The following is a 23,081-nucleotide window of genomic DNA, read 5'->3' on the forward strand; positions in this document are numbered from 1 at the left end:
GATGCTACCTAAAAGTATGAAGCTTAAAACAAGTGTTGCGGCCTCTGTGTTGATACTTATGTTGCTGACGCTATCGGCTTCAGTCATAGGCTTGTACTATCAACAGCAAAATTTAGCTGAATTGCAAAAGCTCACAGGCGGAGCTTTGACCGAAGCTAATTTGGCCGCCTATGGCACCTTGATGAACAGCAATTACCAGGCTTCAATGATCTGGCTAAGTGTGATTGTGGTTTTGGCTATTGTCCTGGCATTGTCCACGCACGTCTTTATGTCGCGCCGCATTATTCGGCCACTACATACGGTTGCACAGCATTTTGAAATGATAGCGGCAGGGGATCTGACGCAACGTATCAATGTACTGACCACCAACGAAATCGGTACCGTGTTCCATGCCCTGCGCCGTATGCAGGAAAGTCTGACACGTACTGTCAGCACCGTAAGAAATGGTATCGATGAAATTCATGCGGGCTCAGATGAGATTGCAGAAGGAAATACCAATCTAAGTGATCGCACCGGTGAGCAGGCAGCTGCCTTGCAGCAAACAGCGGCCAGCATGGAACAGCTCGCCAGTACGGTGCGACAAAACGCCGATAACGCGCAGCAGGCAAATCAGTTGGCCGTCACTGCCTCAGATGTGGCCCAGCGCGGTGGTTTGGCAGTGGGCGAGGTGGTGGCAACAATGCATGGCATTTCTGCCAGTTCCAGTAAAATTGCCGATATTGTAGGTGTCATTGACAGCATTGCTTTTCAAACCAATATTCTTGCGCTGAATGCCGCCGTTGAAGCGGCCCGGGCAGGTGAGCAAGGCAGGGGCTTTGCTGTAGTTGCGGCCGAAGTCAGGGCGTTGGCCCAACGCAGCGCGCAGGCTGCCCGCGAAATTACCGGCTTAATCGAAGATTCTGCATCTAAAGTCAGCGAGGGCTCCGGACAAGTCGAGCGCGCAGGGGCGACGATGCAAGAAATTGTAGACTCCGTGAAGCGGGTAACCGATATCATGGGCGAAATTACAGCCGCCACCATCGAGCAGTCATCAGGGATCGATCAAGTCAATCGTGCGGTGAGCCAGATGGATGAAACCACCCAATATAATGCGCAGCTGGTAGATCAGGCGGCACGGGCGGCTTCCGGTTTAAGCGTTCAAATTAAACAGGTGACCAACGCCGTTTCTACTTTTAAATTGCCAGAATCCGACGTCATCGAGATCGCTGCCCGGCAAGTGCGGGCGACCCGGCGCACCGCTCAGTTAGACAGCTTGAATGCGCAAAAAAACGGCGTCACGGCTACGTCACGGCGACAGCATCCTCCTCAGGCAGACGCGGCAAGTGCGTCGTTGGCATCCACCAGACTGGCACGTTTAGGTGCAGGTGCTACAGCCACTGCTAACGCCGGAGCGGGAATCAATGGCCACCATACTTTGGGCACCGACGTTGCGGCTAGGGCAAGCTCAGACAGACATCAAGCCTCCAAGGCTACGGACGATATGACCTTGTTAAGGCCAGATCTAAGCGGTAATAAAAAAGCCGCTAGTTCGGATGATGATTGGGAAGAGTTTTAATGCACTGTTTAACGGCAGCATTGAAACGTCTGGCAGTGGTATTCCTGATGACAGCTTTCTTGGCAGGTTGTTACAGCACAGGTAATAAGTTCGCTACTAGTGGTTATGGCTGGCTGCAACCGGGCATTAGTACTGCCGCCGATGTGCGTGTTTTTCTTGAGGCTGATCCTGTTCATGTGTATCGCCAATCTGACGGCAGTAGCTTGCAGATCTGGAAGCATTCAAGTTCCTTGCTCCCCGATGGTATCTATCGCAACCGTGAGCTCTGGCTCCTGTTCGACGGGCAGGATGTGCTTCATCGGGTGGTAAAAAAACATAATGTTCGAGCAAAAGCTGCGCAATAGTTTGTCAGACTTCGAGCTTGATAAAGGGCGTCTTCAGACGCCTTTTTTCGTCCCTGCTGAATGCCCGCGCAAGAATGCTATTCTCTAGGCTAAAAGACTGAGCCTTCTACTCATTAATCAACGGTTTTCGTGGTGAAAATCGCACTGTTTTCAGCAACATCCAGAGAGGTTTTTTGGACGATCAACTTTTTAAAGCGGGCAGGGACGCCGTAAAGCAGAATTTACAGTCTTTAGTGCACTTGCTCGAGGTGTATCCGCCATTTGACCGTATGCACACTGACAACTTGCAGGCTTTGCTCAGCCGTGGAAGTCTTGCCTTTTACGCAGCAGGCGAAGCCATTGTTGGTCCTGAGGACGGGGTCTGCAATCATTTGTTTATTGTGCGTCAGGGGCTGGTCAGCGTAGCTAAAGTCAGTGTGTCGGCGGCGGCCCAAGGTGAGGAGGCTGATCTCGAACCCGATACCGAGGCCTTGCTGGTGCCAGGTGATATGTTTCCCTTGGGTGCTCTTTTGGGTGAACGTTCTACGCAACGTCTGCACGTGGCAGCGGAAGACACCTTTTGTATCCTGATTGCTAAGGCGGATGTGCTGGAAATTTTGAAGCGATCTGAGCCACTGCGCTTATTTGCCTTCAGTGGTGTCAGCAGCTTGTTCGGACAGCTTTACGAGCAGGCTCGTCAGACCGCATATGAACAAAGCAGCCCCAGTATTAGCCTGAGCACCCCTGTTAAAAATCTGGTGCAACGGGAAACCGTAACCTGTCCCCCTGGCATTACGGTAAGCGGGGCGGTTGGTATCATGCACAAAGAGGCTGTCAGCAGTATTGTGGTCAATGACGATGAGTCAGGCTTGCTAGGGATTTTCACCCTGCGCGATTTACGGCGTATTGTTGCCCAGGGACATGACGAACTGCAACATCCGGTCGCTGATGTCATGAGTGCAAACCTGGTTACGGTGTCTCATACTTCCAGCGCCTTCGAGGCGGCCATGTTAATGGCGCAACACCATATTGGGCATATTTGTGTTACCGACGGAGATGCGCTGGTGGGCGTAATCTCGGAGCGCGACGTCTTTGCACTGCAACGAGTTGATCTGGTGCATTTGTCACGGCAGCTACGTTATGCCAGTAATACCCAAAACCTGATTGAAGCGCGTTCGGACATTCCGGCGTTGGTAACGATGATGCTGGCTCACGGGGCCAATGCTAATCAGCTTATGGATGTGGTTACGCAGCTAAATGATCATACCTGTTGCCGGGCGATAGAGCTGTGCCTTGAAAAGCATCCTGAAATTGATTTCACTTTTAACTGGATGTTGTTCGGTAGCGAGGGGCGCGGCGAACAAACCCTGTTTAGCGATCAGGATAATGCCATTTTATTCGAGGCCGAGGGCGCTGAGCAGACAGAGCAGCGGCGCGGGCAACTGGTGGCTTTTGCCCATGGGGTCAACACCTTGCTGGATGAGTGCGGTCTGGCCTGGTGCAAAGGCAATATTATGGCCAGTAACCCTAAGCTCTGCTTATCGTTGACCGAGTGGAAGGCGACCTTCTCGCGATTGGTCGAAAACCCGTCTCCGCGTCATTTATTAGAGTCCAGTATTTATTTCGACTTACGTTGTCTGTGGGGTAAGCCCACCGCCTTTAATGTATTGCGCCGTTACTTACAGCAGCTCTGTGTGGAGCATACCCGTTTCCAGCGCGCCCTGGCACGAGCGGCCATGCTGAACAAGCCGCCCGCCGTAGACACCCTGCGTAGTTTGCTTGGCGCAACTCTGGGAACGCGAACCCAGGTTGATGTGAAGTATCAGGGCTTGAGTCCTTTTGTAGACTCAATCCGTGTGCTGGCTTTGTCCACTGGCTGCATCGAGGTCAGTACACATGAGCGGATTCGTCATTTGATACAGCGTGGAGTTCTACCCAAGGCAGACGCACGTAGTTATGCCCAGGCATTTAATTATTTGCAGCTGTTGCGCATGCAGCAGCATCAGGAGCAAATTGGCCTTAGCGAGGAATTAAGCAATCGAATCGAACCTGGCGGGCTGGACCCTCTTGATAAGCGGATGTTGCGTGAAGCATTGCGACAGGCGCGCCATTTGCAAACCATGATGAAACTGCGTTATCGAATTTAGGTCGCGATGAGTCTATTTAACAGGATACGTAAACGCTGGTTTGATGATACTGGGCCCGATTGCGTGGGGCTGGAATCAGAGCCTTGGCTTAATGCAAGAGACGTAGAGCTGCATACGACCCCTTATCTGGTGGTGGATCTAGAAACCGACGGATTGGATTTGCGTAAAAATCGCATTCTGTCGGTGGGGGCCGTGCGGGTTTCGAACAGGCAGCTAAGCTACAGCAGCAGTTTTTATCGCATATTGAGGCATGGCGGGCGGCTGCGGGGCGACTCACTGTTGATTCATGGTCTGATGCCCAGCGAGCTGGCAAAGGGAGACGTGGCTGCCAACGTGTTACGGTCTCTATGCCACTGGGGTAAAGAGTGTGTCTGGATAGGATTTCATGCCGGCTTCGATGCTCAGCTATTGCAAAATGCGTTCAAGCAAGAGCTGAAATGGCGTGTTCGGCCTAATATGGTGAACATTGCCGAGTTCTTGCCTATGCTGGTGCACGATGTGGCTGACAATGAAAACACACTTGAATACTGGGCTAGCCATTTTAAGCTTGACCCAATGGGCCGGCACAATGCCCTCGGAGACGCTACGATTACTGCCGAGCTATTGTTGATTGTGCTGGCGAAGGCCCGTGCAGCCGACATCAGTACATGGGCGGATCTTTACGCCCGGCATAAGAGCTGGGCGCAGGTACGCCAGCATCTGTCTCCAGTGTTTTAAGCACCTGATAAGCGGTAGGTCAGCCTAAGCATGGCCTCGTATCCACGATCAAAAAAATCGGTTAAAAAAGGCGTGATCTGCGGGACAACCACCGTGAGCAGTATTAAGCCTACTAAAAGCGTAATGGGAAAGCCTACGGCAAACACAGTGAGCTGCTGGGCGGTACGGTTAAGAATTCCGAATGCCAGGTTGATGGTCAACAGTACGATAATCAGTGGCAAAGCAAGCAGCAATCCGCTTACCATCAGCTGAGAACTCCATTCGACGAGAACACCCCAGCCGTTAGGGTTAAGACTGCCCACTTGAATGGGCAAAATATCGAAGGTGCGAAATAACACGCTCAGCATGATCAGGTGTCCATTTACGGCTAAAAACACTAGCATCGACACAAGGTTCAACAGCCGTGATAACACCGCCGTGTTAGAACCTGTGGCAGGATCAAAGAATGAGGCAAAGGACAAGCCCATCTGCAAACCAATAAATTCGCCCGCCGTCTGCACCGTTGCAAAGACAATCCGCATCACTAAGCCTAGGGCAATTCCGATAATGACTTGCTGGACGGCCAGGAATAGGGCGGCAAATGAGGCGGTAGGAAGGTTAGGCATAGGCCCCAGTGCAGGGGCAATGGCGATGGCAAGGGCTGCGGCAAAGCCAACTTTAAGCTTTGTGCTGATGGCGGATTCGCTAAAGAGCGGAGCGGTAGCCATTAGCCCTAGAATACGAAAAAAGGGCCATAGAAAGCCGTTCATCCACGCGTAAAGCTGCTCGATGGTGACCGAAATCATGCCCGGACCGCTTATTGAACCATGTTGGGCAACTGCAGAAACAGGTTTTGCATGTAATCGACCATGGTGCTTATTAACCAGGGGCCAAGAATAACTACGGCAATGCCTACAGCCAATAATTTGGGAATAAATGACAAGGTCATTTCATTGATCTGGGTGGCGGCTTGAAAAATACTGATGACCAGCCCCACAATCAACGTAACCAGCAGCAGAGGACCCGCCAGAATAAGAGCGGTTTTCAGCGCCATATAGGTCATGGTCATGACCACTTCTGAGGTCATCGAAAGGCTCCTAAATATAAAAGCTGCGCGCCAGCGAGCCCAGCAGCAGGTGCCAGCCGTCTGCGAGCACAAACAGCATGAGCTTAAAAGGCAATGAGATTGTTACCGGCGGCACCATCATCATCCCTAGCGACATCAGGACACTGGCTACCACGAGGTCGATAATCAGAAAGGGAATGAAAATAGTGAAACCAATCTGAAAGGCGGTTTTAAGCTCGCTGGTCACAAAGGCAGGCACGAGCACACGGAGCGGAACCGCTTCGGGGCCGGCTATTTCACCTATGTTGGCCATTTCACCAAAGAGCTGCAGATCGGTTTCTCGCGTTTGATGCAGCATGAACTCTTTAAGCGGGGCAGCGCCACGCTCTACAGCGACAGGAAAGGAGATTTCTGCGCGTGATAGCGGGCCGTAAGCTTCTTCATAGACTTTGTCGAAAACAGGCCCCATGGTGAAAAATGTCAGGAACAGGGCAAGCCCAACCAATACGGTATTTGGAGGAGCGCTTCCTGTACCCATGGCGTTTCGTAGCAGGCCCAGAACGATGATGATGCGGGTAAAGCCCGTCATCATAAGCAGTATGGCCGGCAGGAAAGACATGAGCGTAAGTAGTGCCAATGTCTCTACACTTAATGACCAGGTCTGACTGCCATCGCTATTTGAGGCCGAGGTAATTGCCGGGAGCGTGGCCTGGGCTATAGAACTGCCTGACCATGTCAGTCCCGCTAATAGAGTCAGGGCAAGCAAATAAAGCATGTGCCGACGCGCGCGCCACTCTATAGCTGCATATTGCAGAATTTTGTCACCGCCACGGTGTAATAAGCTAAATAATTTCACTGGTTGTCACGCATAGCGCATCTGGAATCGCCATTCTTGAATTGAGGAATTAAGGGCGCGATTAGCATTAAGATACGTTGTGTTGCTGTCTGCGCCGCAACAGGTCTTTGAAGGCTGCAGGAGTGCTGGCGTTGCTGTGCTGCTGGCTGTAAGCGTTATCGGCGGGCTGATCGGTAACCGGATTCTGGATGCCAGATGCTGTAGTGGGAGCATTGGCTACCCCTAGATGATGCAGGGTAGTGATGTTCTGGGGCGTCACCCCAATCAACAGCTGCTGACCAGCCACTTGCACCAGTACCAGATTGGTACGCGGACCTACGCTTTGGCTGCTAAGGATCTCAATGCGCTGAGCCCCTTTCTGGCGTAACAGGCCGCTGCGTTTTGCTAACCAGGCGCTGAGAAGAATCAGGCCAATGATCAGCACCAGGCTTAAGCTGATACGAACAATGTCGGCCTCGTGCATATTGAGTTCGCCTTACCGACGGCCGTTCAGGCGCTGTATACGATCTGACGGTGTGATGATGTCGGTTACACGTATACCGTATTTTTCATCTACTACCACCACCTCGCCTTGGGCAATCAGGTAGCCATTTACAAAAATATCCATGGGTTCGCCCGCCAGCCCATCAAGCTCGACTACGGAGCCTTGCCCCAGTTGCAAGATGTTCTTGATCGTCAGACGAGTGCGGCCCAGCTCTACGGAAAGCTGCACCGGGATGTCCATGATCATGTCTATGTCACTGTTGCCGCCTGCAGATCCGCTTGCCAGTGGCTGAAAAACGGAGGTGGCTGGCTCGGCAGGGCTGGCATCAGCAGAAACACTGGAAGGGCTTTCGCCACCAGCGGTTTGCTCGGCCAGAGCTGAAGCCCAATCGTCATCCAGGTGCTGGGCGGCTAAACCGTCGGCTTGCGTGGAGGAGGATTTGGTGTTGGAGGCCGCGCTGTCGTCCCCAAGTTGCTCGGCCATGGCGGCTGCCCAGTCATCGTCCAGGTTTTGAGGTTCGTGGGCGGCGGAGTCGAGGTCGTTATTTGGATCTGTCATGGAGACTCGCTTTTCGTAATTCAGTTTCAGTATTGGCGAGGATTTTTTCCACGCGTAGGGCTAAACGGCCATTCGATGTGCCATAGCTGCATTCCATGACTGGAACACCGCCTACGTGGGCACTGACCGTTTCAGGAATATCAATGGCCAGCACATCCCCTTTGCGCAGCTTCATCAGCCTGGCAATGGACGTATGGATTTTTGGAAGTCGGCAATAAGCTCGACATCGGCGCTGCGTACCTGGCGGCTTAACTGCTGCGTCCAGCGCTGATCGATGGCGTTGCTGCTGGTGTCTTGCAGCGGACGAATGAGCAGGTCGCGCACAGGTTCGAGCATGGAGTAGGGCAGGCAGACGTTCAGGTTACCGCCCTGAGCACCGAACTCGATGTTAAATGAGGTCACGACCACCAAATCGTTGCCTGTGCTGATACTGGCAAACTTGGTGTGCATTTCAGAGCGAATATATTCGAATTCAAGCTTATAAATGTTTTCCCAGGCTTCGCAGTAGCTTTCCAGTGTTAGCGTAAGCAAGCGCACAATAATTCGTTGCTCGGTCGTGGTGAAATCACGGCCTTCAACGCGGGTGTTGTAGCGACCGTGACCGCCAAACAAACTGTCGATAATGAGAAAAACCAGATTAGGGTCGAAAGTAAAAAGTGCAATCCCCCGCAGTGGTTTCAAGCTGACCATGTTCAGGTTGCTGGGAACCGGCAGGTTACGCTCGAAATCGCTGTACTTCTGAACCTTAATCGTACCTACCGTAATGTCGGCGTTACGGCGCATGAAGCTCAGCATGGTGGCACGCAGGCGGCGCGCAAAGCGCTCGTTGATGAGCTCAAGCGTTTGCATCCTGTGACGAACCACCCGTTCGGGTGAGGCGAGGTCATACGGCCGCACCCCTGAACTAAGGGCCTCTTTGACTTCGGGTTCCACACCTTCGCCAGTGACCCCTGCTATCAGGGCATCGACTTCGTCTTGAGATAAAAAACTTTGATACGACATTTACTGGATCACGAAAGCGGTGAATAAAACGTCGGAAATACGTGGCGTAGCGGGGCTCGGATCGTAAGAGCTACGCAGGCTGTCAGTCAGTGCAATAACGAGTTCTTCACGGCCCTCAGCGCTTTGTATGCGGGATGGGTCCTGGGCAGCTAAAACCTTAAGGACACGATCGCGGACCATTGGCATAAATTCGGTGACCAGTCGACGGGAAGCGTCATCCTCTACCCGCAGGGTAATGGCCACATGCAGAACACGGGTACGCCTTCCGTCGTTAAGGGTGACGGTGAAGGGATCAAGCGAGGTGAAAATAGGCTTGATGGATAGTGGAGGCGGTGTATTGGTTTCCGATGCAGGGATGTTCTCACCCGCAGCATCGGGTGTTTGAGCGTTCGCTTTTAAAAAGAGAGTCCGCCGAGGCTACTAGCGTAATACAGGGTCGCAGCTACACTGGCCGCGATAATCAGCAGCACCATGACTATTATTTTTATGGAACGTACAAGGGTTGACCCTTTCCCATTACGTTTGGGCCTGGGTGTATCGAGTGGAGCGCGCGAGCGTGCGTTGGTTGAAGTCGCCATATCATTCAGTAAAGCAGCAGGCTAATGGCCTGGCCGCAAAATAAGCCCTTTAAGAATTATGCCCTGGGATGTGCTGGGGAGTGCGTTTGAACAAGGCCACGATTGCAGCCTTAATCCGTGAATTGCACTGCAACTCAGCGTTTCTGCACGGCACTCCGTTAACAATGGATTAGGCAAAGGTGTCCACCAGTGCGTTGGGGTTCAAGACACGCGATGCCGGCTTGCTGTCGTTGCTGGAGGAAGCAAGTGCAGGGTTCTCAAGCAAGCTGCCAAAACTGCTGCGACCTTGCTGAGCTGATTCGCCCTGTGAGTCTTGGGCAAACTGCTGGGCCATGCCCTGGTCACCGACATCGGCTTGCCCCAGCGATAAGCCCGCCTGCGCAAAAGCCTGTTGCAATTGAGGAAGCGCTTGCTCGATGGCGCTGCGTACGTTGGCATGAGCAGAAACAATATAGGCATGAGCCACGTTATCGCTAAGGCTGAGGCTAATTCGTATGGGCCCCAGTTCGGGTGGATCAAGCCTGAGTTCGGCATGGTGCACGCCATTGTGCGCACCTTGCGTGATGTTAAGCACTTGCTTGCCGAACTCGTGTCCCCATTGCTGACTGTGTAACGGTACATTCACACCGGCATTTAGACTAAGGGGGACCGTGTTTGTATTTGTGCCGTGTGCCGGCCCCGGTGCCGGGTTCAGGGCTGCGACGTCAAGAGGCGCGATGTCCGGGCCAGCCGGTGCAGAGCTTATTAGCTGTCCCATGGCGAATGGCAGGTCACCGTGATCGCTGGCCGATGGGGCAGAAGTGCCGCTATGCAACGCTTCCGCTTTCGAGCTCAGCTGGCTCTGAGTACTGAGGCTGGCAATTTTGCCATTAATGCGTGTTGCTGATTTTCCATCCGCTGTCTGGGTAGCAGTATTCCGACCTTCAGACAAGTTAATCGGACGTTGATCGCTGACTAAAAAAGTCGAAAGAGTTGTTGGGATGCCTAAGCGTGCTGCCTTGGAGTCGGCGGTTTTTATCGCATCTGCACCAGCAGCCAGGCCGCTCAGCTTGTAATTTGTTTTATCTGTGTGGTTGGAACTGAGCGCGTTTTGAATGAACTGCGTTGCCTTTTCCCCAGCCGTCTCAAGATCAGCTTTGCTGCTGTGACGTCCGCTTTGGCTTAAAGCATGACGTATGCCTGCTGATTCGTTGGCGATAAACAGTGCTGCCTGGATAAGGGCATCGTTTTCTTCATCCGATGACTCGCTGGCCTCTTCTTGCTTTGAGGCGACTGTTTTTTTGAAACTTTATTGCCTGGGTTTTGACTGTGTTCCCGAGCAGAGTCAAGGGCGGAAGAGCGCGCATCAGCTTGTTGCGCTAGAGCTTGAGAAAATGCTGTCTCGCCGGTACCGGAGTGTGCGTCAGAACCCTGCGACGCAGAGTTTGCCGGGGCAGTATTAGCTGCCGTTGAAACCGCAGCGAGAGCAGTGGCATTCATGTGTAATCCCTATATCAGTAAGAATGCTGGGCGCGTTGAAATAAAGAGGCAGACATTTCGTCGTTCAAACGCTGTTCTCGCCGTGAATTGGCTAAGCTCAATTCGGCACGGCGACGTTCTTGCAGCGTTTCGTAAGCGTTGAGCCGCTGCTTTTCCTCGATCCAGATAGCCTGTTGTTGAGCGATTTTCTGGTTGAGAATGTCCACCAGCTTATTTTGCTGCTGAATGGCCTCGTCCAAAGTGCCAATGAAACGGCGGAAGTTCATGTAGTTCGACATAGTTACTCCGCTTTGGCCTGCTTCCAGCAGGCGCTGGGCATAATCCAGGCGATATTGATTGAGAGCCTCCAACTGCAGGCCCGCCTGTTCACGTTCGGTGACCAGCTTGCCGAGCTTTTGCGCGACCTCGTTGGTCTGGTGAGTCGAAAGCTCAATAAGCAGATCAAAAGCATTGGAATGTTTCATGGCAGATCCTGTCGGTGGTTAAGTACTGCATGAAGTTCAGTTACCGCTTGTTCGTAGTTAACGCGAGCGCCCACGTCCTGGCGTAAATAGGTTTCCAGCCAGGGGAAGCGTTCAATTGCTTCGTCAATGCCGGGATCGTTGCCTTTGCTGTAAGCACCTACGGCAATCAGGTCACGATTGCGCTGATAGCGTGACATCAGGCTCTTGAAGCGGTGCACCGATTTAAATTGCTCGTTGGGTACGATGGACGACATGACGCGTGATATCGAGGCTTCAATATCAATGGCCGGGTAATGGCCCGTCTCGGCCAGGCTGCGCGATAGCACAATATGGCCGTCGAGAATGGCACGAGCCGAGTCTGCGATGGGGTCTTGCTGGTCGTCACCCTCGGTTAAGACCGTATAAAAGGCCGTGATTGAGCCGCCACTGTTATCGGCAGTTACCGCACCATTGCCAGCACGTTCAACCAGGGCCGGTAACTTATTAAAGACTGAGGGTGGATAGCCTTTGGTGGCGGGCGGTTCGCCCACGGCCAGTGCAATCTCGCGCTGCGCCATGGCATAGCGCGTCAGGGAATCCATGATCAGCAGTACGTGCAAGCCCTGATCACGAAAGAACTCGGCTAGTCGAGTAGCGTACACAGCACCTTGCAGGCGCAGCAGAGGCGATACGTCGGCGGGTGCTGCCACCACTACCGAGCGAGCCAGACCCTCACTTCCCAGGTTGTGTTCGATGAACTCCTTGACTTCACGTCCGCGTTCGCCAATCAAGCCAACAACGATTACGTCGGCTTGCGTATATCGGGCCATCATTCCCAGCAATACACTTTTCCCTACCCCTGAGCCTGCGAACAGACCCATGCGCTGGCCGCGGCCTACTGTGAGCAGACCGTTGATGGCGCGTACGCCTACGTCTAGAGCGGTATCAATGGGGGCACGAGAAAGTGGATTGATCAGTGCCGTATTCAGGCTGGCTGTGTGTGCCTGGGGCAGTTCGCCCAAGCCGTCTAAGGGCTTGCCTGCGGCGTCGACCACACGGCCCAGCAAGTGCAGACCTACCGGTAAATGGTGAGAGAGATTTGGCGGAGGAGGGGAGACGACCTTGGCCTGTGCGTCCAGCGCAACCGGCCCGTCATAACCGGATTCAACCGGCAATACCCTGGCTCCGGGTCCTAGCCCTGAGGTATCGCTTTGAGGCATTAAAAAGAGCCTGGAGCCTTCGAAACCTACGACTTCAGCGTCGGCCCATCTATTTTGTGAGGCGGAAACCTCAATACGACATGCAGCCCCCACAGGAAGCCGTAGTCCGGTGGCTTCCAGAACAAGCCCGGTCGCACGTGTGATACGGCCGCTATAGAGCAGTGGCTCGCTGGCTATGACGCGCAGACCGGCGCTGTCGAGCTGTGCAGACCATTGCTGTGCCAGAGTCGCGCTTGTACTCATGAGCCGGACTCCGCCTGCGGCCCTGCAAGGTGACCGGGCGTTGGCAGTTGGCCCTTCAGGTTGAGGGTTGTGACGGCGCGTCGCCACCGAGTCTCAAGCGTGGCATCAATATCGCCCAGGGCGGTACGGGCACGGCAGCCGCCAGCAGTAATGGAGACGTCTTCAATAATGCGCCAGGCCTGTGTGTTTTCGTTGTCGCGCAAGTAACCGGAGACCAGTTCACAATCGCCGGGATTGAGAAATAGCGTTAAGGGGTTTTTTCCATCAGGGTCCAGGTGCAAAAGCTGTTTAACGACATCAAGAAGGCGAGCGGGGTCGTCTTCCAGCGTACTTTGCAGGACATGGCCTGCGATCTTGACGGCCAAAGCTAATACAGCCTGGCCCATGTCATCGTGTATGCGGCTCAAGGCAGACTGAGTTGCAGCAACCAGTTCGGCAAGGCGCTCTGCTTCCCGTCTGGCCTGAACAGAGCCTTCTTCGTAGCCTTCGCTATATCCTTTGGCATGGCCTTCGTCCAGACCTTTGTTCAGACCCTCGGCATGGCCTTCAGTCAGCCCCGTCTGGTGCCCCTGCTGATGTCCTTGTGCATAGCCGTCAGCATGCCCGCGTTTTTCGGCCGCCTGCTTCGCGCTTTCAATTTCTGCCATCAGACTTGCGGCGTCGGGAGTCTGCTTGCCGTCGCAGGGGCTGGCGTCAGGTCGTTCTGCCTTTGGCAGTTCGAAGGCTTTCATTTCCCAGCGCTCCCATTGGGACTGCGCGTAGGGGGATGGCTCGCCGAGCTTAGACATATTCGTCACCGCCCAAGCCACCCAGAGTGATCTGACCTGTCTCGGCCAGTCTGCGTGCGACCTCTACAATGGCTTTTTGCTCTTCCTCTACCTTGGACATGCGTACCGGCCCCTGGGCCTCAATGTCTTCGCGCAACATGTCTGCAGCACGATTGGACATGTTCCTGAAGAACTTTTCACGTAGCTCTTCTTCAGCGCCCTTGAGGGCAATGGTAAGAGAGACTGTGTCGATTTCTTTAAGCACCAGTTGAATGGCTGAATCTTCGATGTCAGCCATATTGTCGAAGACGAACATCTCTTCGACGATGCGCGAGGTGAGATCACCGTCCATGCTGCGCAAGCTACCGATAATGGCTTCTTCGTCATTGGCGCTGAGATAGTTAAGAATCTCGGCTGCGGTACGGGTACCACCCATTTTGCTGCGCTTGGCGCCTTGGCCTGACAGCATGCCATTAAGCACCTCAGTTAGATCGTGCAGGGCGGTAGGCTGTACTCCGCCAAAAGTTGCCACCCGCAACACCACATCATCACGCAGTCGTTCGGGGAGCTGGGTGAGGATATCAGCGGCACGGTCGCGCTCCAGGTGAACCAGGATGGTGGCGATGATTTGGGGATGCTCATCGCTGATAAGTTCTGCCACGCTGTGTGCATCAAGCCAATTCAGCGCATCAATACCGCTGCTGGTGCCGTCGCCGGCATCAAGAATGTCCTCGATCAGGCCAGCGGCGCGATCTGAGCCCAGGGCTTTATTCAGCACGGAGCGAATGTACGCATTGGAGTCGAGGGTGACCGCCATGAACTGGTCAGCTTCCTGACGAAACTCTTCAAGCACATTATCCATGTCAGCGCGGGTTAACTGCTTGAGATCTGCCATGGCCATGCCCAGCTCCTGAACTTCTTTAGGGTTCAGGTGCTTGAATACTTCGGCGGCGGCATCTTCGCCTATGGCCATCATTAAAATGGCGCTTTCTTCGATTTTGCTATCAGCGCTTGTCATCTTTGCTTTCTTTGCTCATCCAGCTACGAAGCACCATGGCGACTGCACGTGGGTCTTTTTCAGCCATAGTGCGTGCGGTGTTGAGGTTGTCTTCGTAGCGATTAATGTCGTTGGCCTGCTTTTGCGCCTGCTGTTGACGTTCGCGATCCAGGTCAAGCTCTTCGCGGCGGGCTTCTGCTTCGCTGGAAGCCTGGATCAGCCCCTGAATGATTGGGTTGATCACAATGCGCCAAAACAGGAAGAAGAGAAGGGCGATGAGCAGGTACTTAATCAAGGTCATGCCTAGCTCGATATAGTCATTGTTTTTCCAGAAGGGCACGGAATAGTCCGGAGCGTCACTGAATTTGCTGTTGACGACGCTTAAAGTGTCTCCGCGCTCGTCGGAGTAGCCCACTGCTTGCCGCACGAGATCGCGTATGCTTTCAAGCTCGTTTGCGTCAAGAGCGACGAAATCGTTCTCGTCCTTGCGGTAATTGAGCACCACGGCTACTGACAGACGCTTGAGTTCGCCCATAGGCCCTTTCACGTGGCTGATTGTGCGGTCGACTTCGTAATTGGTGGTGGCATCGCTGCGAGCGCTACCACTGGCCGAGACAGAGTTAGCCTGGTTACTGAGCTGATTGATCAGGTTTTGCTGATTCGGTGCGTCGGCATCGTCAGGGCTGGCATTGCCGCCTTCATTTTGAGCTTGGGCGCCGGCATTGGGGTTCACAATGGGTGCTGCTGCATTGCCTGGCGGCTGATTTGTCAGGGCGCCCGGCACCCCTTCGGCCGGGTTGACGTTGTTGTTGATGGAGGTACTGGTTTGTTCGCTACGTATGGCCGCTTCGCCAGGACGCTGGTTGGGCTTGTAGATTTCCGAGGTTTGTTCGCGTCTGGAGAAGTCGACATCGGCGCTGACCTGGGCTCGTACGTTGCCTGGGCCAAGGATGGGGTTCAGCAAGGTGAGGATGCGTTGAACAGAGCGGTGTTCAATATCATTGACGAAGCTGCGCTGCAACGAGTCGGATCCGCTTTCACCGCTGGGCATGGTGAGCAGTCTGCCATCCTGGTCGACAACCGATACATTTTGGGCATTCAGGTTGGGAACGCTGGATGAGACGAGCCAGCTGATCGCCGATACCTGGCTTTCAGAAAGGTTGCGGCCCGCATGCAGGCTGACGAGCACGGATGCTGTGGGTTCCTGGCGATCGCGCACGAACAGGCTTTCGCGTGGCAGGGCGAGGTGGACGCGGGCTTCCTGCACCGCATGGACGGCACGGATTGAATTGGCAAGTTCGCCTTCAAGAGCACGCTGGTAGGTAATCTGCTCGGTAAACTGGCTGGCCCCGAAACGAGCTTGATCAATGAGTTCGAAGCCTACGTTGCCGCCGCGGGGTAAGCCCTGCGCGGCCAGTTGCATACGTATTTCGTGCACAGACTCCTTGGGCACCAGGATGGCGCTGCCGTTTTCAGAGAACTGGTAGGCAATGTTTTGTTGAGTCAGCGAGCTGACGATTGCGCCGCCGTCGCGATCGTCCAGGTTAGAGAACAGTACGCTGTAAGCCGGTGCCTTTGACCACATGGCAGCCATTACGATCAGCGCAACCAAAGCTGCGGCCAGCCCCAGCTGCACCGGACGAGGCAAGGACTGGATTTTTGTAAAGCCCGGAACCCGGGAGAATATTTGGGTAGCCTGGTTCACGGCTTATCTCGTAGCAACTGATGGAGTGGTGGAACCAGCAAAGCGAGGCTCTGTAAAATAGGATCTTGCATGCAGAACACAGTTAATGGGTTGGCAAAACGGAAGTCATCACGATGGATAGCTGATAGCCCATTGCGGAGCATGGTCTGCTTAGACCGGCATGCTGGCAATTTCCTGGTAGGCCGCAACCAGACGGTTACGTACCTGCACCGAGGCCTGAAAAGCGATATTGGCTTTTTGCAAATCAATCATGACGTCGTTCAGCGCGATATCAGGCGCACCGGCCTCGAATGCCTGTGCTTGCTGATAAGCGTGGTTTTGCGTGGCGGAAAGGCGCTGCAGTGACCGGGAGAGTTCGGCAGCGAAGCCGCCGCTATCTTCGGCAGCAGAGGAGCTGCGTTGAGGCTGGCCCGTAGCGCTGGCGCTGATGGCGCGCATTTGTCCTAGAACGGACTCTAAACTGGAAAGCGGTGATGTTGACATTGATTCTTAGCCCAAAACAAGACGTCTCGCCAGCACATAGCAGGCCGATTACATGAGCTAATGTACCCGCACCTAAGCAAATGTAAGGCGTGCATCTACCGCCAAAAAACTGGGCTTTTCAGTGGTTACTGTTCTTCTGGCTTAGGGGTCACGTCTTCAAATGGGCTTGAACTCTGGGTTTCGCCCTCAATGGCATAAACCCAGGCGAGCAGTTCGGCTACTACCAAATAGAGTTCGGGAGGGATGTGCCGATCGAGGTCGACCTGCATGAGCAAGCTGACGAGCTCGCGTGATTCGTGCACATGCAGGTTGTTTTCCCGGGCCGTCCGAATAATGGTATCGGCCACGTTCCCGTACCCCTTGGCCACCACCTTGGGAGCCGCGTCAGAAGCTTCGTAGCGGATGGCCACTGCGCTGTTGCGGCGAGGGGGCCGGAAGATTTTTTGATCACTCATTTGGTGCCGTCGTTCCGCTGTTTGTATCTGTCGCGTTTAGGGATAGCCTCTCAATTGTGAGCCCACGGGCGCGTAAGCGTTTGTCCAGATCCTGCAGGTGGGGGCGAAGAGTGACAGCGGCGTCTGAAGCTCGTATGCTCAGCGAGACCTGTTTTTGATTCAGGCTGACCTGGAACTCGATAGAGCCCAGGCTGGGTAATTGCATTAGTAGCTTGCTGTTCCAGCGTTCACTGTTGACGGTTTGCCGGTGATTGGGTGAACCTTCGTGCTCTTGTTCACGTTCCACTCGCCATTCCAGAGGCAGGTTCGGCAAGGCTTCTCCGCGCCACACGAACTGCTGGGCAGCCAGCACTTCTAATTGCTGACGTATCAGGGCCAGATGGCCGCCGTCCTGGCCTGGCAGCAGACCCGCTGCTGGTGTAGAGCTGGGGGACGCTGGGTTGGAGCCTCGGGCAAGCTCACCTGCATCGGCAGATGAAGAGCGGTTCGAAGAGGGCAGAGCTGAATCAGCAGAAGGTGTATTTTGTGGCTGCAGCCTGAGATCGCTCAAGTTGCCTTTGCCAAAAGCAAGCTGTGCAAGCTGTGATTCATAGAACATGCCGCTTTGCTGAAGTGTGGTGCGCAGGCCCTGTGCCAGATGCTGCACTAGCTGATCCAGTTTGAGGTGCGGCAGTAACGAAGCGATTTGAGCGGGCGGTACGGAGCCGGGCGATCCGGCAGAACCCTGAAGCTTTGCTCCAGCTGTCGTGCCGGGTGGCGTAGCCGATTGCGAGACCACGCCGCCTGGCAAACTGCTGGAAGCTGAACGGGCACGCGAATGCAGTGCCTGGCCACTGAGTAAGGCCTCTTGAAGCAAAGCCTGTAAGCGGGGGCTGCTAATAATTGGCTGGCGCCCCTGCAGCGGTGCCGAGCCGTCGGGGAAGCGTTCGATAATTTCAAGGATGGTGCGCGCTGCACGGCCCAGGGTGGTTGGCGCCGACTGCGTCGCGCTGCTGTTGGTATGGCGTAGAAGGGCTTCAATCGCAGCCTGGCGATTGTCAAGCTGAGTTCCGTGCCGAACCGTATCTTTGCCAGGCTGCTGGCCTTGTTGCTGTGTCTGGTCTATCAGATCTCGCGGATGTCGCGCCGTCTGATTTTGAAGGGCCTGGGTTCGTTCGGCCTGCGCACTTTGGCTTACTGCGTCAGGGCGTGCACCGGTTACTATGTTGCTCTGCTGACCCGTGGTGTTTCCCAATGCAGCGTCGAGACGCTGTATTAAAAGAGTACCCAGGGGCGAGGAGCCACCTATGCTCATGCGTGATTAATGCTTGGCGCGCAGTAGGCCTGCAGAACGTCTTGCTGACGTTTCATATTGCCGAGTAGCTGGTTCAGCCGTCCGAGTTCAGGCATCGCAAGATGGCGGATTTGAGCATCATTTTCTAGGATTCTGCTTAGCAGCTGCCGTCTGGCAGCCCTGTCAGTGGCGCTAAGCGTATCCACTTCACGTAATTGATCAACCGCATGTACGTAACGCTCGCTTAGTGAAACCACTTCGTCCCACTCATTAACCAGCGCAAGCTCGAGCATATTGCGCGTGATTTCTGCGATAACTTCGTAATGCTGCAGAAGTGTTGAGGTATTTGTGCTCATGATAGGTGCCTAATGTCTACGCTCGTTGCGTGTCAACCGCAGTTGTCCAGGCCTGACTGAGTTCGCTAAGCAACTGCTCGGCGAGGTCGAGCTTGATGACATCGGCTTGCATGTTAGCGCGTAATAAATTATGGATAATGATTTCGTAGGTGGCAATCAGGTTGGTGGCGAGTTCGCCTCCTTCTTCGACACTGACCGAGGCTTTCAGGCCTGAGTCAACAATGTCGATGGCTTTGGATATAGCCATGCCGCGCTGTGCAATATTGCCCTGTTGCAAATGCAGCTTTGCCTGCATGATCGCAGCCCGGGCGCCGTTATACAGCAAGGTAATCAGATGTTCAGGACTGGCGCTTAGCACTTCGGTTTCAAGGCCTACATTTGCATAGGCTTGAGCCGAGTGCCGTTTGTAGCCTTGCCGGTGGGCAGAGTACGTCATGTTGTCATCAACTATGAATTGCTGTTGTTCATGTTCGAAAGCATGGACAACTGTTGGGTTAAATAACTACTGATGCCATTCATTTGGTTCACCATGACGTCAAGCTGAGAAAACTGGCGTCGGTAGTTTTCCATTTTTATATCAATACGCTCTTCGGCCCTGATCATCTGGCTGGCCAGCTGTTTGATATTTTCGTTAATACTCTCGTTAACGTTATCGATAAAGCCGTCTTTATCCAGATAGGGCTCAGTGACGTCCATAACGCGTTTGCTTAAGCCGTTGTCGCCGGTCAGCAGTTTTGTGACATCAACCAGGTCGTCTTTTAAGGCAGCTTCGAGTTTAGTGTCATCGATCAGAAGTTTGCCGTCTATAGGGTCGGTGGTGATGCCTAACTGGCTTAAGTTGCGCAGATTGCCTTCTTCAGAAAAAACGTTCAGCGAATCCCGAACCTGGGACTGTATACGGCGAGTTAAGGAGTCGCCTGTTAAGGCGCTGGCTTGCTGTGCTTCTACGTCGTAGCTGGTGAGCGACTTAAGTGTGCTGTGGAGGGAATTGTAGGCATCCACAAAACCTTTGATGGCTTTAGTCGCTACGCTGTCATCGCGGACTATGCTGATATTGACGTCGCTATCGCTGCTTAACTCGTTCAGCCTCAGTGTAACGCCTTCAATGGCGTTCTCTACCGTGTTGCTTTGGCTTGTGATATCGATGTCATTGATGGTGAGCTTGGCATTGTTTGCCAGGGTCTGTGTGAAATCGCTGTCGTCAGGACTGGAGGCATCGAAGCCGAAAAAAGCGTTGAGCTCGGCGTTGTCCCTGATCTCGATCTTGCTGACTGATGCGTCAGTACCCGTATTGTTGGCAGTGATCATCAGGCGATGCGGAGCGTCGGGGTCGCCTGTATTTACCAGGGTTGCGCTGATTCCCAGTTTTGAGTCACTGTTAATGGCCTTGACCATGCCTTCGAGAGAATTTGAAAAACCTTCAAGGCTGATCTCGTGCTGATCGCCATTACCCAGGGTGACGCTAAGAGTTCCGCCCTCAGTTTCGCTGTTGGCATCGCTACGGCTGGCTTGCGGGGCGAAGGTCAGGCGGTGTGCGCTAGCCAGCTGTGTGACGTTGACACTGTAATTGCCGGCAATGGCGGTATTGTCGGCCGTGACCCTGATGGAGTCTTTAGACGAGCTTGCGCGCAGTGCCCCGTAGGTATCTGTGTTGCCCAGGGTCTTGGCTGCAGTTTGCAAGGCGTCGATGGCGCTTTTCAGTTTGCTATAGCCGGACAGGCGGTTTTCGGCCTCGATCTGTTTGTTCTGTATCAAGACCAAAGAACTGTTCTCTGCCTTGCGCAGATCAGCGAGCAGGTCGTCCAGGGGAAGGCCTGAACCTACTCCAATTGAAGATATTGCCATTTGATTTTACTCCTTGAGCATTATTTTGCCGTAATACCGTGCGAGACAAAGCGCCTGTTAAGCCGTATAAACTGCTGTAGCTTGCTACTTATCTGTACCGAGACAGTCAGGCTTTGGTATTGATGCCATTACCTTGGAATTGAATAATCATCTTGGCAACCGCTAAGGCCGCCTCAGATGGGATTGTACGAAGCACGTCACCCGATTCGTTATCTATCAATGTTAAAACAATGCGCTGGGTATCCGGGTCTATATCAAAACGCATACCCGTTGCCCAGGCTTTCATCGAATCGTTTAAGTGTTCCAGGGCTTTATCCAGCGAGCTGCTTTCGTGCTCGTGAGCAGCAGGCTGTTTTTTCATGTGTGGCCTGACGCTCGCGTCGTTTGCGGCGCTTTGAGTCTTCTCCGGAGCATTTACCGTGGCGGCCACGTTGATGTTTTGCACGGCGGAATTCTCATCAGCATCTGGGCCAGCAAGGCCGGCTGGAGCATGGGTGAAAGAATGAACGGCAAGAGGATCGATCATGGATTTGGCTCCGGAAGCTAGAGTAATTGGCGGTAGCGATCGTGTATAAATACAGCCATTTTCAGACGCCTCCACCTGTGCTTAAAGCGGTTTACGGCTGCTTGAATCGCTTCTTTAGCCCCATGGCGCAGCAAACTTTTCTGGAATAAGGCGCGTGTTGACAGGATGCGGCTGAGCAATGGGAAGAATAGGCTGCAATTCTCTTTATTGATCCACAGAACAAGTTGGGAGAGTGGGCGCGAGAATAAGATCATATTTTTATAAACTGCCGGATTACTTGTCATGTTCAGTTCTGAAGACTCTCTGGTCGAGCAGTATGCTCCGCTGGTCCGTCGCCAGGCACTGCAGCTGGTGTCTCGCTTGCCCTCCAGCGTCGAGCTTGACGACCTGATTCAGGCGGGCATGATGGGCCTGCTTGATGCAATCAGGCGCTATCAAATCATGGCTGAGGCCCAATTTGAAACCTACGCCGTCACACGCATCCGTGGTGCCATGGTCGACGAGCTGCGCAGTCAGGACTGGCTGCCGCGTAGTGTCAGAACCAAAGCGCGTACTATCGAATTGGCGCTAAGCGCGCTACGTCAGCGATTCATGCGCGAACCTTCTGAGCAGGAAGTTGCCGACGAGCTACAGCTAGGTCTCGAGCAGTATCGATTGTTGCTCGAAGAGGCCAGCGGAGTTCAGGTGGTGCATTATGAAGACCTGGCCAGACGGTCCGAGGGCGGGGGCGACGTGCTTGAGTTTTTGTCCAGTGCTGAAAGTACCGTCCATACAGACAATCCTTTTAATCAGATTGTTTCCAACGAGCTTCGTCTGGCGCTGATTGAGGCTATTAATGCCCTTCCCGAGCGAGAGAAGCTCTTGCTCGCGCTCCAGTTTGAACAAGACCTGAATCAAAAAGAAATCGCTGCCGTGATGGAAGTGACTGAAGGGCGCGTGTCACAGCTTAGATCCCAAGCCATAGCGCGTATACGTGCAAGTCTGGCCAGCGCTCAGTGGCACGGCAGGCCTGAGGAAGTGGCGGAGCACTTGCTGTAGTACAGGTTAAGTGGAAAAGAAGAAATCTATTCATAAGAGGTAGCGCAGTTTTTTAAGAAACTGGAAGCGCATACAAGCCCCTGAGTTGTGCGCGATCTGTCAAAATAGACATGAGATCGCATCGACCATAATCAGGAGGCTACCGTGTCCATCCACGATGATCCAAAGGACTATAGCGACCTTAAATTGGCCGTGAAGCTGCTTGAGGCACCCTCTATCACCGCAAGGCTGTCTAACATTATCGGCTCGCCCATCGAGGGGGCTGTGAAAAGGCTGCCCGCATCCGTTTCAAAAAAGGTTAATGGAGTGGTCGAGGCAGCGCTACACAAGTCAGTAGATGTAGCGCTAAGCAGCCTGGACAATACGCCTAATAAATTGGCTTCAAATAAGCTGCATAAGCTCTATGCAGCAGGCTCAGGAGCCATAGGTGGGGCATTTGGTTTTGCCGCCTTGTTTGTAGAGCTGCCCATATCTACCACCTTGATGATGCGTTCGGTGGCTGATATCGCGCGTAGTGAAGGCTTCGATCTACAGGATCTGACGACCAAGCTAGCCTGTGTCGAAGTCTTTGCAATGGGTGGAAAGACCAAAAGCGATGACGCAACTGAAACCGGCTACTACCTTACGCGTGGCTTCACCACTGAAACCATGCGTCATTTATCCAAAGAGCTTGTTGAAATCGCAGCCAAACAAGGCGCTCATGCGATGAGCGCAAGTTTCACCCCATCACAGGCCGGAAAATGGCTGGCCGCCTTAATTGAAAAAGTAGCCAGCCAGTTCGGCGTCGTTATCACCAATAAGTTTGCCGCCCAGGCCGTTCCCTTGCTGGGCGCAGCCACCGGAGCGACTATCAACACGTTATTTCTCGACTTTTACCAGGAAATGGCACGCGGACACTTCATCATTAAACGGCTGGAGCATAAGTATGGGTATGAAGCGGTGAAGGCCGAGTATGTGGTGATGCGCAAGGGCTGCTAATGTGAGCG

Annotated in this window: 26 protein-coding genes and 1 pseudogene; 7 read left to right on the forward strand and 20 right to left on the reverse strand. The window is 53.7% G+C overall.

All coding sequences use genetic code 11. The features are described from left to right. Nucleotides 1-16: 16 nt before the first annotated feature. The 4 genes from L1889_RS04130 to L1889_RS04145 all read left to right on the forward strand — a co-directional run bounded on the left by L1889_RS04130 (nucleotide 17) and on the right by L1889_RS04145 (nucleotide 4,742). Complete coding sequence (locus L1889_RS04130; protein ID WP_238664008.1) at nucleotides 17-1,555, forward strand: methyl-accepting chemotaxis protein; 1,539 nt, start codon at nucleotides 17-19, stop codon at nucleotides 1,553-1,555. After that, complete coding sequence (locus tag L1889_RS04135) at nucleotides 1,555-1,899, forward strand: hypothetical protein (protein WP_238664009.1); 345 nt, start codon at nucleotides 1,555-1,557, stop codon at nucleotides 1,897-1,899. Before L1889_RS04130 ends, L1889_RS04135 begins: the two co-directional genes overlap by 1 nt. A gap of 173 nt (nucleotides 1,900-2,072) precedes the next feature. Then, nucleotides 2,073-4,025: a DUF294 nucleotidyltransferase-like domain-containing protein gene (locus L1889_RS04140; RefSeq protein ID WP_238664010.1), complete on the forward strand. Its 1,953-nt coding sequence runs from the start codon at nucleotides 2,073-2,075 to the stop codon at nucleotides 4,023-4,025. Nucleotides 4,026-4,031: 6 nt separating this feature from the next. Next, nucleotides 4,032-4,742, forward strand: coding sequence for a 3'-5' exonuclease (locus L1889_RS04145; protein WP_238664011.1), 711 nt, complete (start codon nucleotides 4,032-4,034; stop codon nucleotides 4,740-4,742). Here L1889_RS04145 and fliR read toward each other — a convergent pair. From fliR to L1889_RS04180, 7 genes and pseudogenes are all read right to left on the reverse strand, one after another. After that, entirely contained in the window at nucleotides 4,739-5,527 is a 789-nt protein-coding gene (gene fliR / locus L1889_RS04150; RefSeq protein WP_238664012.1) for a flagellar biosynthetic protein FliR, read from the reverse strand. The two genes, L1889_RS04145 and fliR, sit on opposite strands and share 4 nt — an antisense overlap. Before the next feature lie 11 nt (nucleotides 5,528-5,538). Beyond that, the gene (fliQ, locus tag L1889_RS04155; RefSeq protein ID WP_238664013.1) at nucleotides 5,539-5,808 is read right to left on the reverse strand and encodes a flagellar biosynthesis protein FliQ; all 270 of its coding nucleotides are present in this window, start codon (nucleotides 5,806-5,808) and stop codon (nucleotides 5,539-5,541) included. A 10-nt stretch (nucleotides 5,809-5,818) separates the two neighbouring features. Beyond that, a complete protein-coding gene (fliP, locus tag L1889_RS04160) occupies nucleotides 5,819-6,562 on the reverse strand; it encodes a flagellar type III secretion system pore protein FliP (RefSeq protein ID WP_238665852.1) in 744 nt (247 codons plus the stop codon). A 148-nt stretch (nucleotides 6,563-6,710) separates the two neighbouring features. Next, nucleotides 6,711-7,106 carry a flagellar biosynthetic protein FliO gene (gene fliO / locus L1889_RS04165; protein ID WP_238664014.1) on the reverse strand — a complete coding sequence of 132 codons (396 nt, stop codon included), beginning with the start codon at nucleotides 7,104-7,106 and terminating at the stop codon, nucleotides 6,711-6,713. 12 nt (nucleotides 7,107-7,118) lie between these two features. Continuing rightward, a complete protein-coding gene (gene fliN / locus L1889_RS04170; protein WP_372871155.1) occupies nucleotides 7,119-7,685 on the reverse strand; it encodes a flagellar motor switch protein FliN in 567 nt (188 codons plus the stop codon). Continuing rightward, nucleotides 7,669-8,687: pseudogene (fliM, locus tag L1889_RS04175) on the reverse strand (flagellar motor switch protein FliM). The gene fliN and the pseudogene fliM overlap by 17 nt, the downstream one beginning before the upstream one ends. After that, nucleotides 8,688-9,044: a flagellar basal body-associated FliL family protein gene (locus L1889_RS04180; protein WP_308217660.1), complete on the reverse strand. Its 357-nt coding sequence runs from the start codon at nucleotides 9,042-9,044 to the stop codon at nucleotides 8,688-8,690. Nucleotides 9,045-9,158: 114 nt separating this feature from the next. Here L1889_RS04180 and L1889_RS18335 point away from each other — a divergent pair, with 114 nt between their 5' ends. Further along, the gene (locus tag L1889_RS18335) at nucleotides 9,159-9,290 is read left to right on the forward strand and encodes a hypothetical protein (protein ID WP_257793847.1); all 132 of its coding nucleotides are present in this window, start codon (nucleotides 9,159-9,161) and stop codon (nucleotides 9,288-9,290) included. Between the two features lie 144 nt (nucleotides 9,291-9,434). On the opposite strand, the gene L1889_RS04185 is transcribed toward L1889_RS18335, so the two are convergent. The 13 genes from L1889_RS04185 to L1889_RS04245 form a co-directional block, all read right to left on the reverse strand. Continuing rightward, complete coding sequence (locus tag L1889_RS04185) at nucleotides 9,435-10,196, reverse strand: flagellar hook-length control protein FliK (RefSeq protein ID WP_238664016.1); 762 nt, start codon at nucleotides 10,194-10,196, stop codon at nucleotides 9,435-9,437. A 562-nt stretch (nucleotides 10,197-10,758) separates the two neighbouring features. Next, nucleotides 10,759-11,208 carry a flagellar export protein FliJ gene (gene fliJ, locus L1889_RS04190; RefSeq protein ID WP_238664017.1) on the reverse strand — a complete coding sequence of 150 codons (450 nt, stop codon included), beginning with the start codon at nucleotides 11,206-11,208 and terminating at the stop codon, nucleotides 10,759-10,761. Then, a complete protein-coding gene (fliI, locus tag L1889_RS04195) occupies nucleotides 11,205-12,650 on the reverse strand; it encodes a flagellar protein export ATPase FliI (protein WP_238664018.1) in 1,446 nt (481 codons plus the stop codon). Before fliI ends, fliJ begins: the two co-directional genes overlap by 4 nt. Further along, on the reverse strand, nucleotides 12,647-13,438 hold the full coding sequence (gene fliH / locus L1889_RS04200) for a flagellar assembly protein FliH (protein ID WP_238664019.1): 792 nt from the start codon (nucleotides 13,436-13,438) through the stop codon (nucleotides 12,647-12,649). The genes fliI and fliH overlap by 4 nt, the downstream gene beginning before the upstream one ends. Continuing rightward, the gene (gene fliG / locus L1889_RS04205) at nucleotides 13,431-14,435 is read right to left on the reverse strand and encodes a flagellar motor switch protein FliG (protein WP_238664020.1); all 1,005 of its coding nucleotides are present in this window, start codon (nucleotides 14,433-14,435) and stop codon (nucleotides 13,431-13,433) included. Before fliG ends, fliH begins: the two co-directional genes overlap by 8 nt. Then, nucleotides 14,422-16,119, reverse strand: coding sequence for a flagellar basal-body MS-ring/collar protein FliF (gene fliF / locus L1889_RS04210; protein WP_238664021.1), 1,698 nt, complete (start codon nucleotides 16,117-16,119; stop codon nucleotides 14,422-14,424). The genes fliG and fliF overlap by 14 nt, the downstream gene beginning before the upstream one ends. A 150-nt stretch (nucleotides 16,120-16,269) precedes the next feature. After that, nucleotides 16,270-16,602 carry a flagellar hook-basal body complex protein FliE gene (gene fliE, locus L1889_RS04215; RefSeq protein ID WP_238664022.1) on the reverse strand — a complete coding sequence of 111 codons (333 nt, stop codon included), beginning with the start codon at nucleotides 16,600-16,602 and terminating at the stop codon, nucleotides 16,270-16,272. A 125-nt stretch (nucleotides 16,603-16,727) separates the two neighbouring features. Then, on the reverse strand, nucleotides 16,728-17,057 hold the full coding sequence (locus L1889_RS04220; protein ID WP_238664023.1) for an EscU/YscU/HrcU family type III secretion system export apparatus switch protein: 330 nt from the start codon (nucleotides 17,055-17,057) through the stop codon (nucleotides 16,728-16,730). Further along, the gene (gene fliK, locus L1889_RS04225; RefSeq protein ID WP_238664024.1) at nucleotides 17,050-18,351 is read right to left on the reverse strand and encodes a flagellar hook-length control protein FliK; all 1,302 of its coding nucleotides are present in this window, start codon (nucleotides 18,349-18,351) and stop codon (nucleotides 17,050-17,052) included. Before fliK ends, L1889_RS04220 begins: the two co-directional genes overlap by 8 nt. Continuing rightward, on the reverse strand, nucleotides 18,348-18,686 hold the full coding sequence (locus tag L1889_RS04230) for a flagellar protein FliT (RefSeq protein WP_238664025.1): 339 nt from the start codon (nucleotides 18,684-18,686) through the stop codon (nucleotides 18,348-18,350). The genes fliK and L1889_RS04230 overlap by 4 nt, the downstream gene beginning before the upstream one ends. Nucleotides 18,687-18,702: 16 nt before the next feature. Beyond that, nucleotides 18,703-19,122, reverse strand: a complete 420-nt coding sequence (fliS, locus tag L1889_RS04235) for a flagellar export chaperone FliS (protein WP_238664026.1) — start codon at nucleotides 19,120-19,122, stop codon at nucleotides 18,703-18,705. Nucleotides 19,123-19,133: 11 nt separating this feature from the next. Further along, nucleotides 19,134-20,531 carry a flagellar filament capping protein FliD gene (gene fliD, locus L1889_RS04240; RefSeq protein WP_238664027.1) on the reverse strand — a complete coding sequence of 466 codons (1,398 nt, stop codon included), beginning with the start codon at nucleotides 20,529-20,531 and terminating at the stop codon, nucleotides 19,134-19,136. Nucleotides 20,532-20,637: 106 nt separating this feature from the next. Beyond that, a complete protein-coding gene (locus L1889_RS04245) occupies nucleotides 20,638-21,057 on the reverse strand; it encodes a flagellar protein FlaG (RefSeq protein WP_238664028.1) in 420 nt (139 codons plus the stop codon). A 282-nt stretch (nucleotides 21,058-21,339) separates the two neighbouring features. Between L1889_RS04245 and L1889_RS04250 the strand changes: the two genes are divergently transcribed. Both L1889_RS04250 and L1889_RS04255 read left to right on the forward strand, forming a co-directional pair. Next, nucleotides 21,340-22,095, forward strand: a complete 756-nt coding sequence (locus tag L1889_RS04250) for an RNA polymerase sigma factor FliA (protein WP_238664029.1) — start codon at nucleotides 21,340-21,342, stop codon at nucleotides 22,093-22,095. A gap of 144 nt (nucleotides 22,096-22,239) precedes the next feature. Continuing rightward, nucleotides 22,240-23,073: an EcsC family protein gene (locus tag L1889_RS04255; RefSeq protein WP_238664030.1), complete on the forward strand. Its 834-nt coding sequence runs from the start codon at nucleotides 22,240-22,242 to the stop codon at nucleotides 23,071-23,073. Nucleotides 23,074-23,081 lie beyond the last annotated feature (8 nt).

Source organism: Paenalcaligenes niemegkensis, assembly GCF_022230885.1.
GTDB lineage: Bacteria > Pseudomonadota > Gammaproteobacteria > Burkholderiales > Burkholderiaceae_B > Paenalcaligenes > Paenalcaligenes niemegkensis.

What these genes read in the sequence shown, in the direction of transcription:
- L1889_RS04130 (WP_238664008.1), top strand. Translation starts at nt 17, where the DNA reads ATGAAGCTTAAAACAAGTGTTGCGGCCTCTGTGTTGATACTTATGTTG.
- L1889_RS04135 (WP_238664009.1), top strand. Translation starts at nt 1,555, where the DNA reads ATGCACTGTTTAACGGCAGCATTGAAACGTCTGGCAGTGGTATTCCTG.
- L1889_RS04145 (WP_238664011.1), top strand. Translation starts at nt 4,032, where the DNA reads ATGAGTCTATTTAACAGGATACGTAAACGCTGGTTTGATGATACTGGG.
- fliR (WP_238664012.1), bottom strand. Translation starts at nt 5,527, where the DNA reads ATGATTTCGGTCACCATCGAGCAGCTTTACGCGTGGATGAACGGCTTT.
- fliQ (WP_238664013.1), bottom strand. Translation starts at nt 5,808, where the DNA reads ATGACCTCAGAAGTGGTCATGACCATGACCTATATGGCGCTGAAAACC.
- fliP (WP_238665852.1), bottom strand. Translation starts at nt 6,562, where the DNA reads ATGCTTTATTTGCTTGCCCTGACTCTATTAGCGGGACTGACATGGTCA.
- fliO (WP_238664014.1), bottom strand. Translation starts at nt 7,106, where the DNA reads ATGCACGAGGCCGACATTGTTCGTATCAGCTTAAGCCTGGTGCTGATC.
- fliN (WP_372871155.1), bottom strand. Translation starts at nt 7,685, where the DNA reads ATGACAGATCCAAATAACGACCTCGACTCCGCCGCCCACGAACCTCAA.
- L1889_RS18335 (WP_257793847.1), top strand. Translation starts at nt 9,159, where the DNA reads ATGACTATTATTTTTATGGAACGTACAAGGGTTGACCCTTTCCCATTA.
- fliJ (WP_238664017.1), bottom strand. Translation starts at nt 11,208, where the DNA reads ATGAAACATTCCAATGCTTTTGATCTGCTTATTGAGCTTTCGACTCAC.
- fliI (WP_238664018.1), bottom strand. Translation starts at nt 12,650, where the DNA reads ATGAGTACAAGCGCGACTCTGGCACAGCAATGGTCTGCACAGCTCGAC.
- fliH (WP_238664019.1), bottom strand. Translation starts at nt 13,438, where the DNA reads ATGTCTAAGCTCGGCGAGCCATCCCCCTACGCGCAGTCCCAATGGGAG.
- fliG (WP_238664020.1), bottom strand. Translation starts at nt 14,435, where the DNA reads ATGACAAGCGCTGATAGCAAAATCGAAGAAAGCGCCATTTTAATGATG.
- fliE (WP_238664022.1), bottom strand. Translation starts at nt 16,602, where the DNA reads ATGTCAACATCACCGCTTTCCAGTTTAGAGTCCGTTCTAGGACAAATG.
- L1889_RS04220 (WP_238664023.1), bottom strand. Translation starts at nt 17,057, where the DNA reads ATGAGTGATCAAAAAATCTTCCGGCCCCCTCGCCGCAACAGCGCAGTG.
- fliK (WP_238664024.1), bottom strand. Translation starts at nt 18,351, where the DNA reads ATGAGCATAGGTGGCTCCTCGCCCCTGGGTACTCTTTTAATACAGCGT.
- L1889_RS04230 (WP_238664025.1), bottom strand. Translation starts at nt 18,686, where the DNA reads ATGAGCACAAATACCTCAACACTTCTGCAGCATTACGAAGTTATCGCA.
- fliS (WP_238664026.1), bottom strand. Translation starts at nt 19,122, where the DNA reads ATGACGTACTCTGCCCACCGGCAAGGCTACAAACGGCACTCGGCTCAA.
- fliD (WP_238664027.1), bottom strand. Translation starts at nt 20,531, where the DNA reads ATGGCAATATCTTCAATTGGAGTAGGTTCAGGCCTTCCCCTGGACGAC.
- L1889_RS04245 (WP_238664028.1), bottom strand. Translation starts at nt 21,057, where the DNA reads ATGATCGATCCTCTTGCCGTTCATTCTTTCACCCATGCTCCAGCCGGC.
- L1889_RS04250 (WP_238664029.1), top strand. Translation starts at nt 21,340, where the DNA reads ATGTTCAGTTCTGAAGACTCTCTGGTCGAGCAGTATGCTCCGCTGGTC.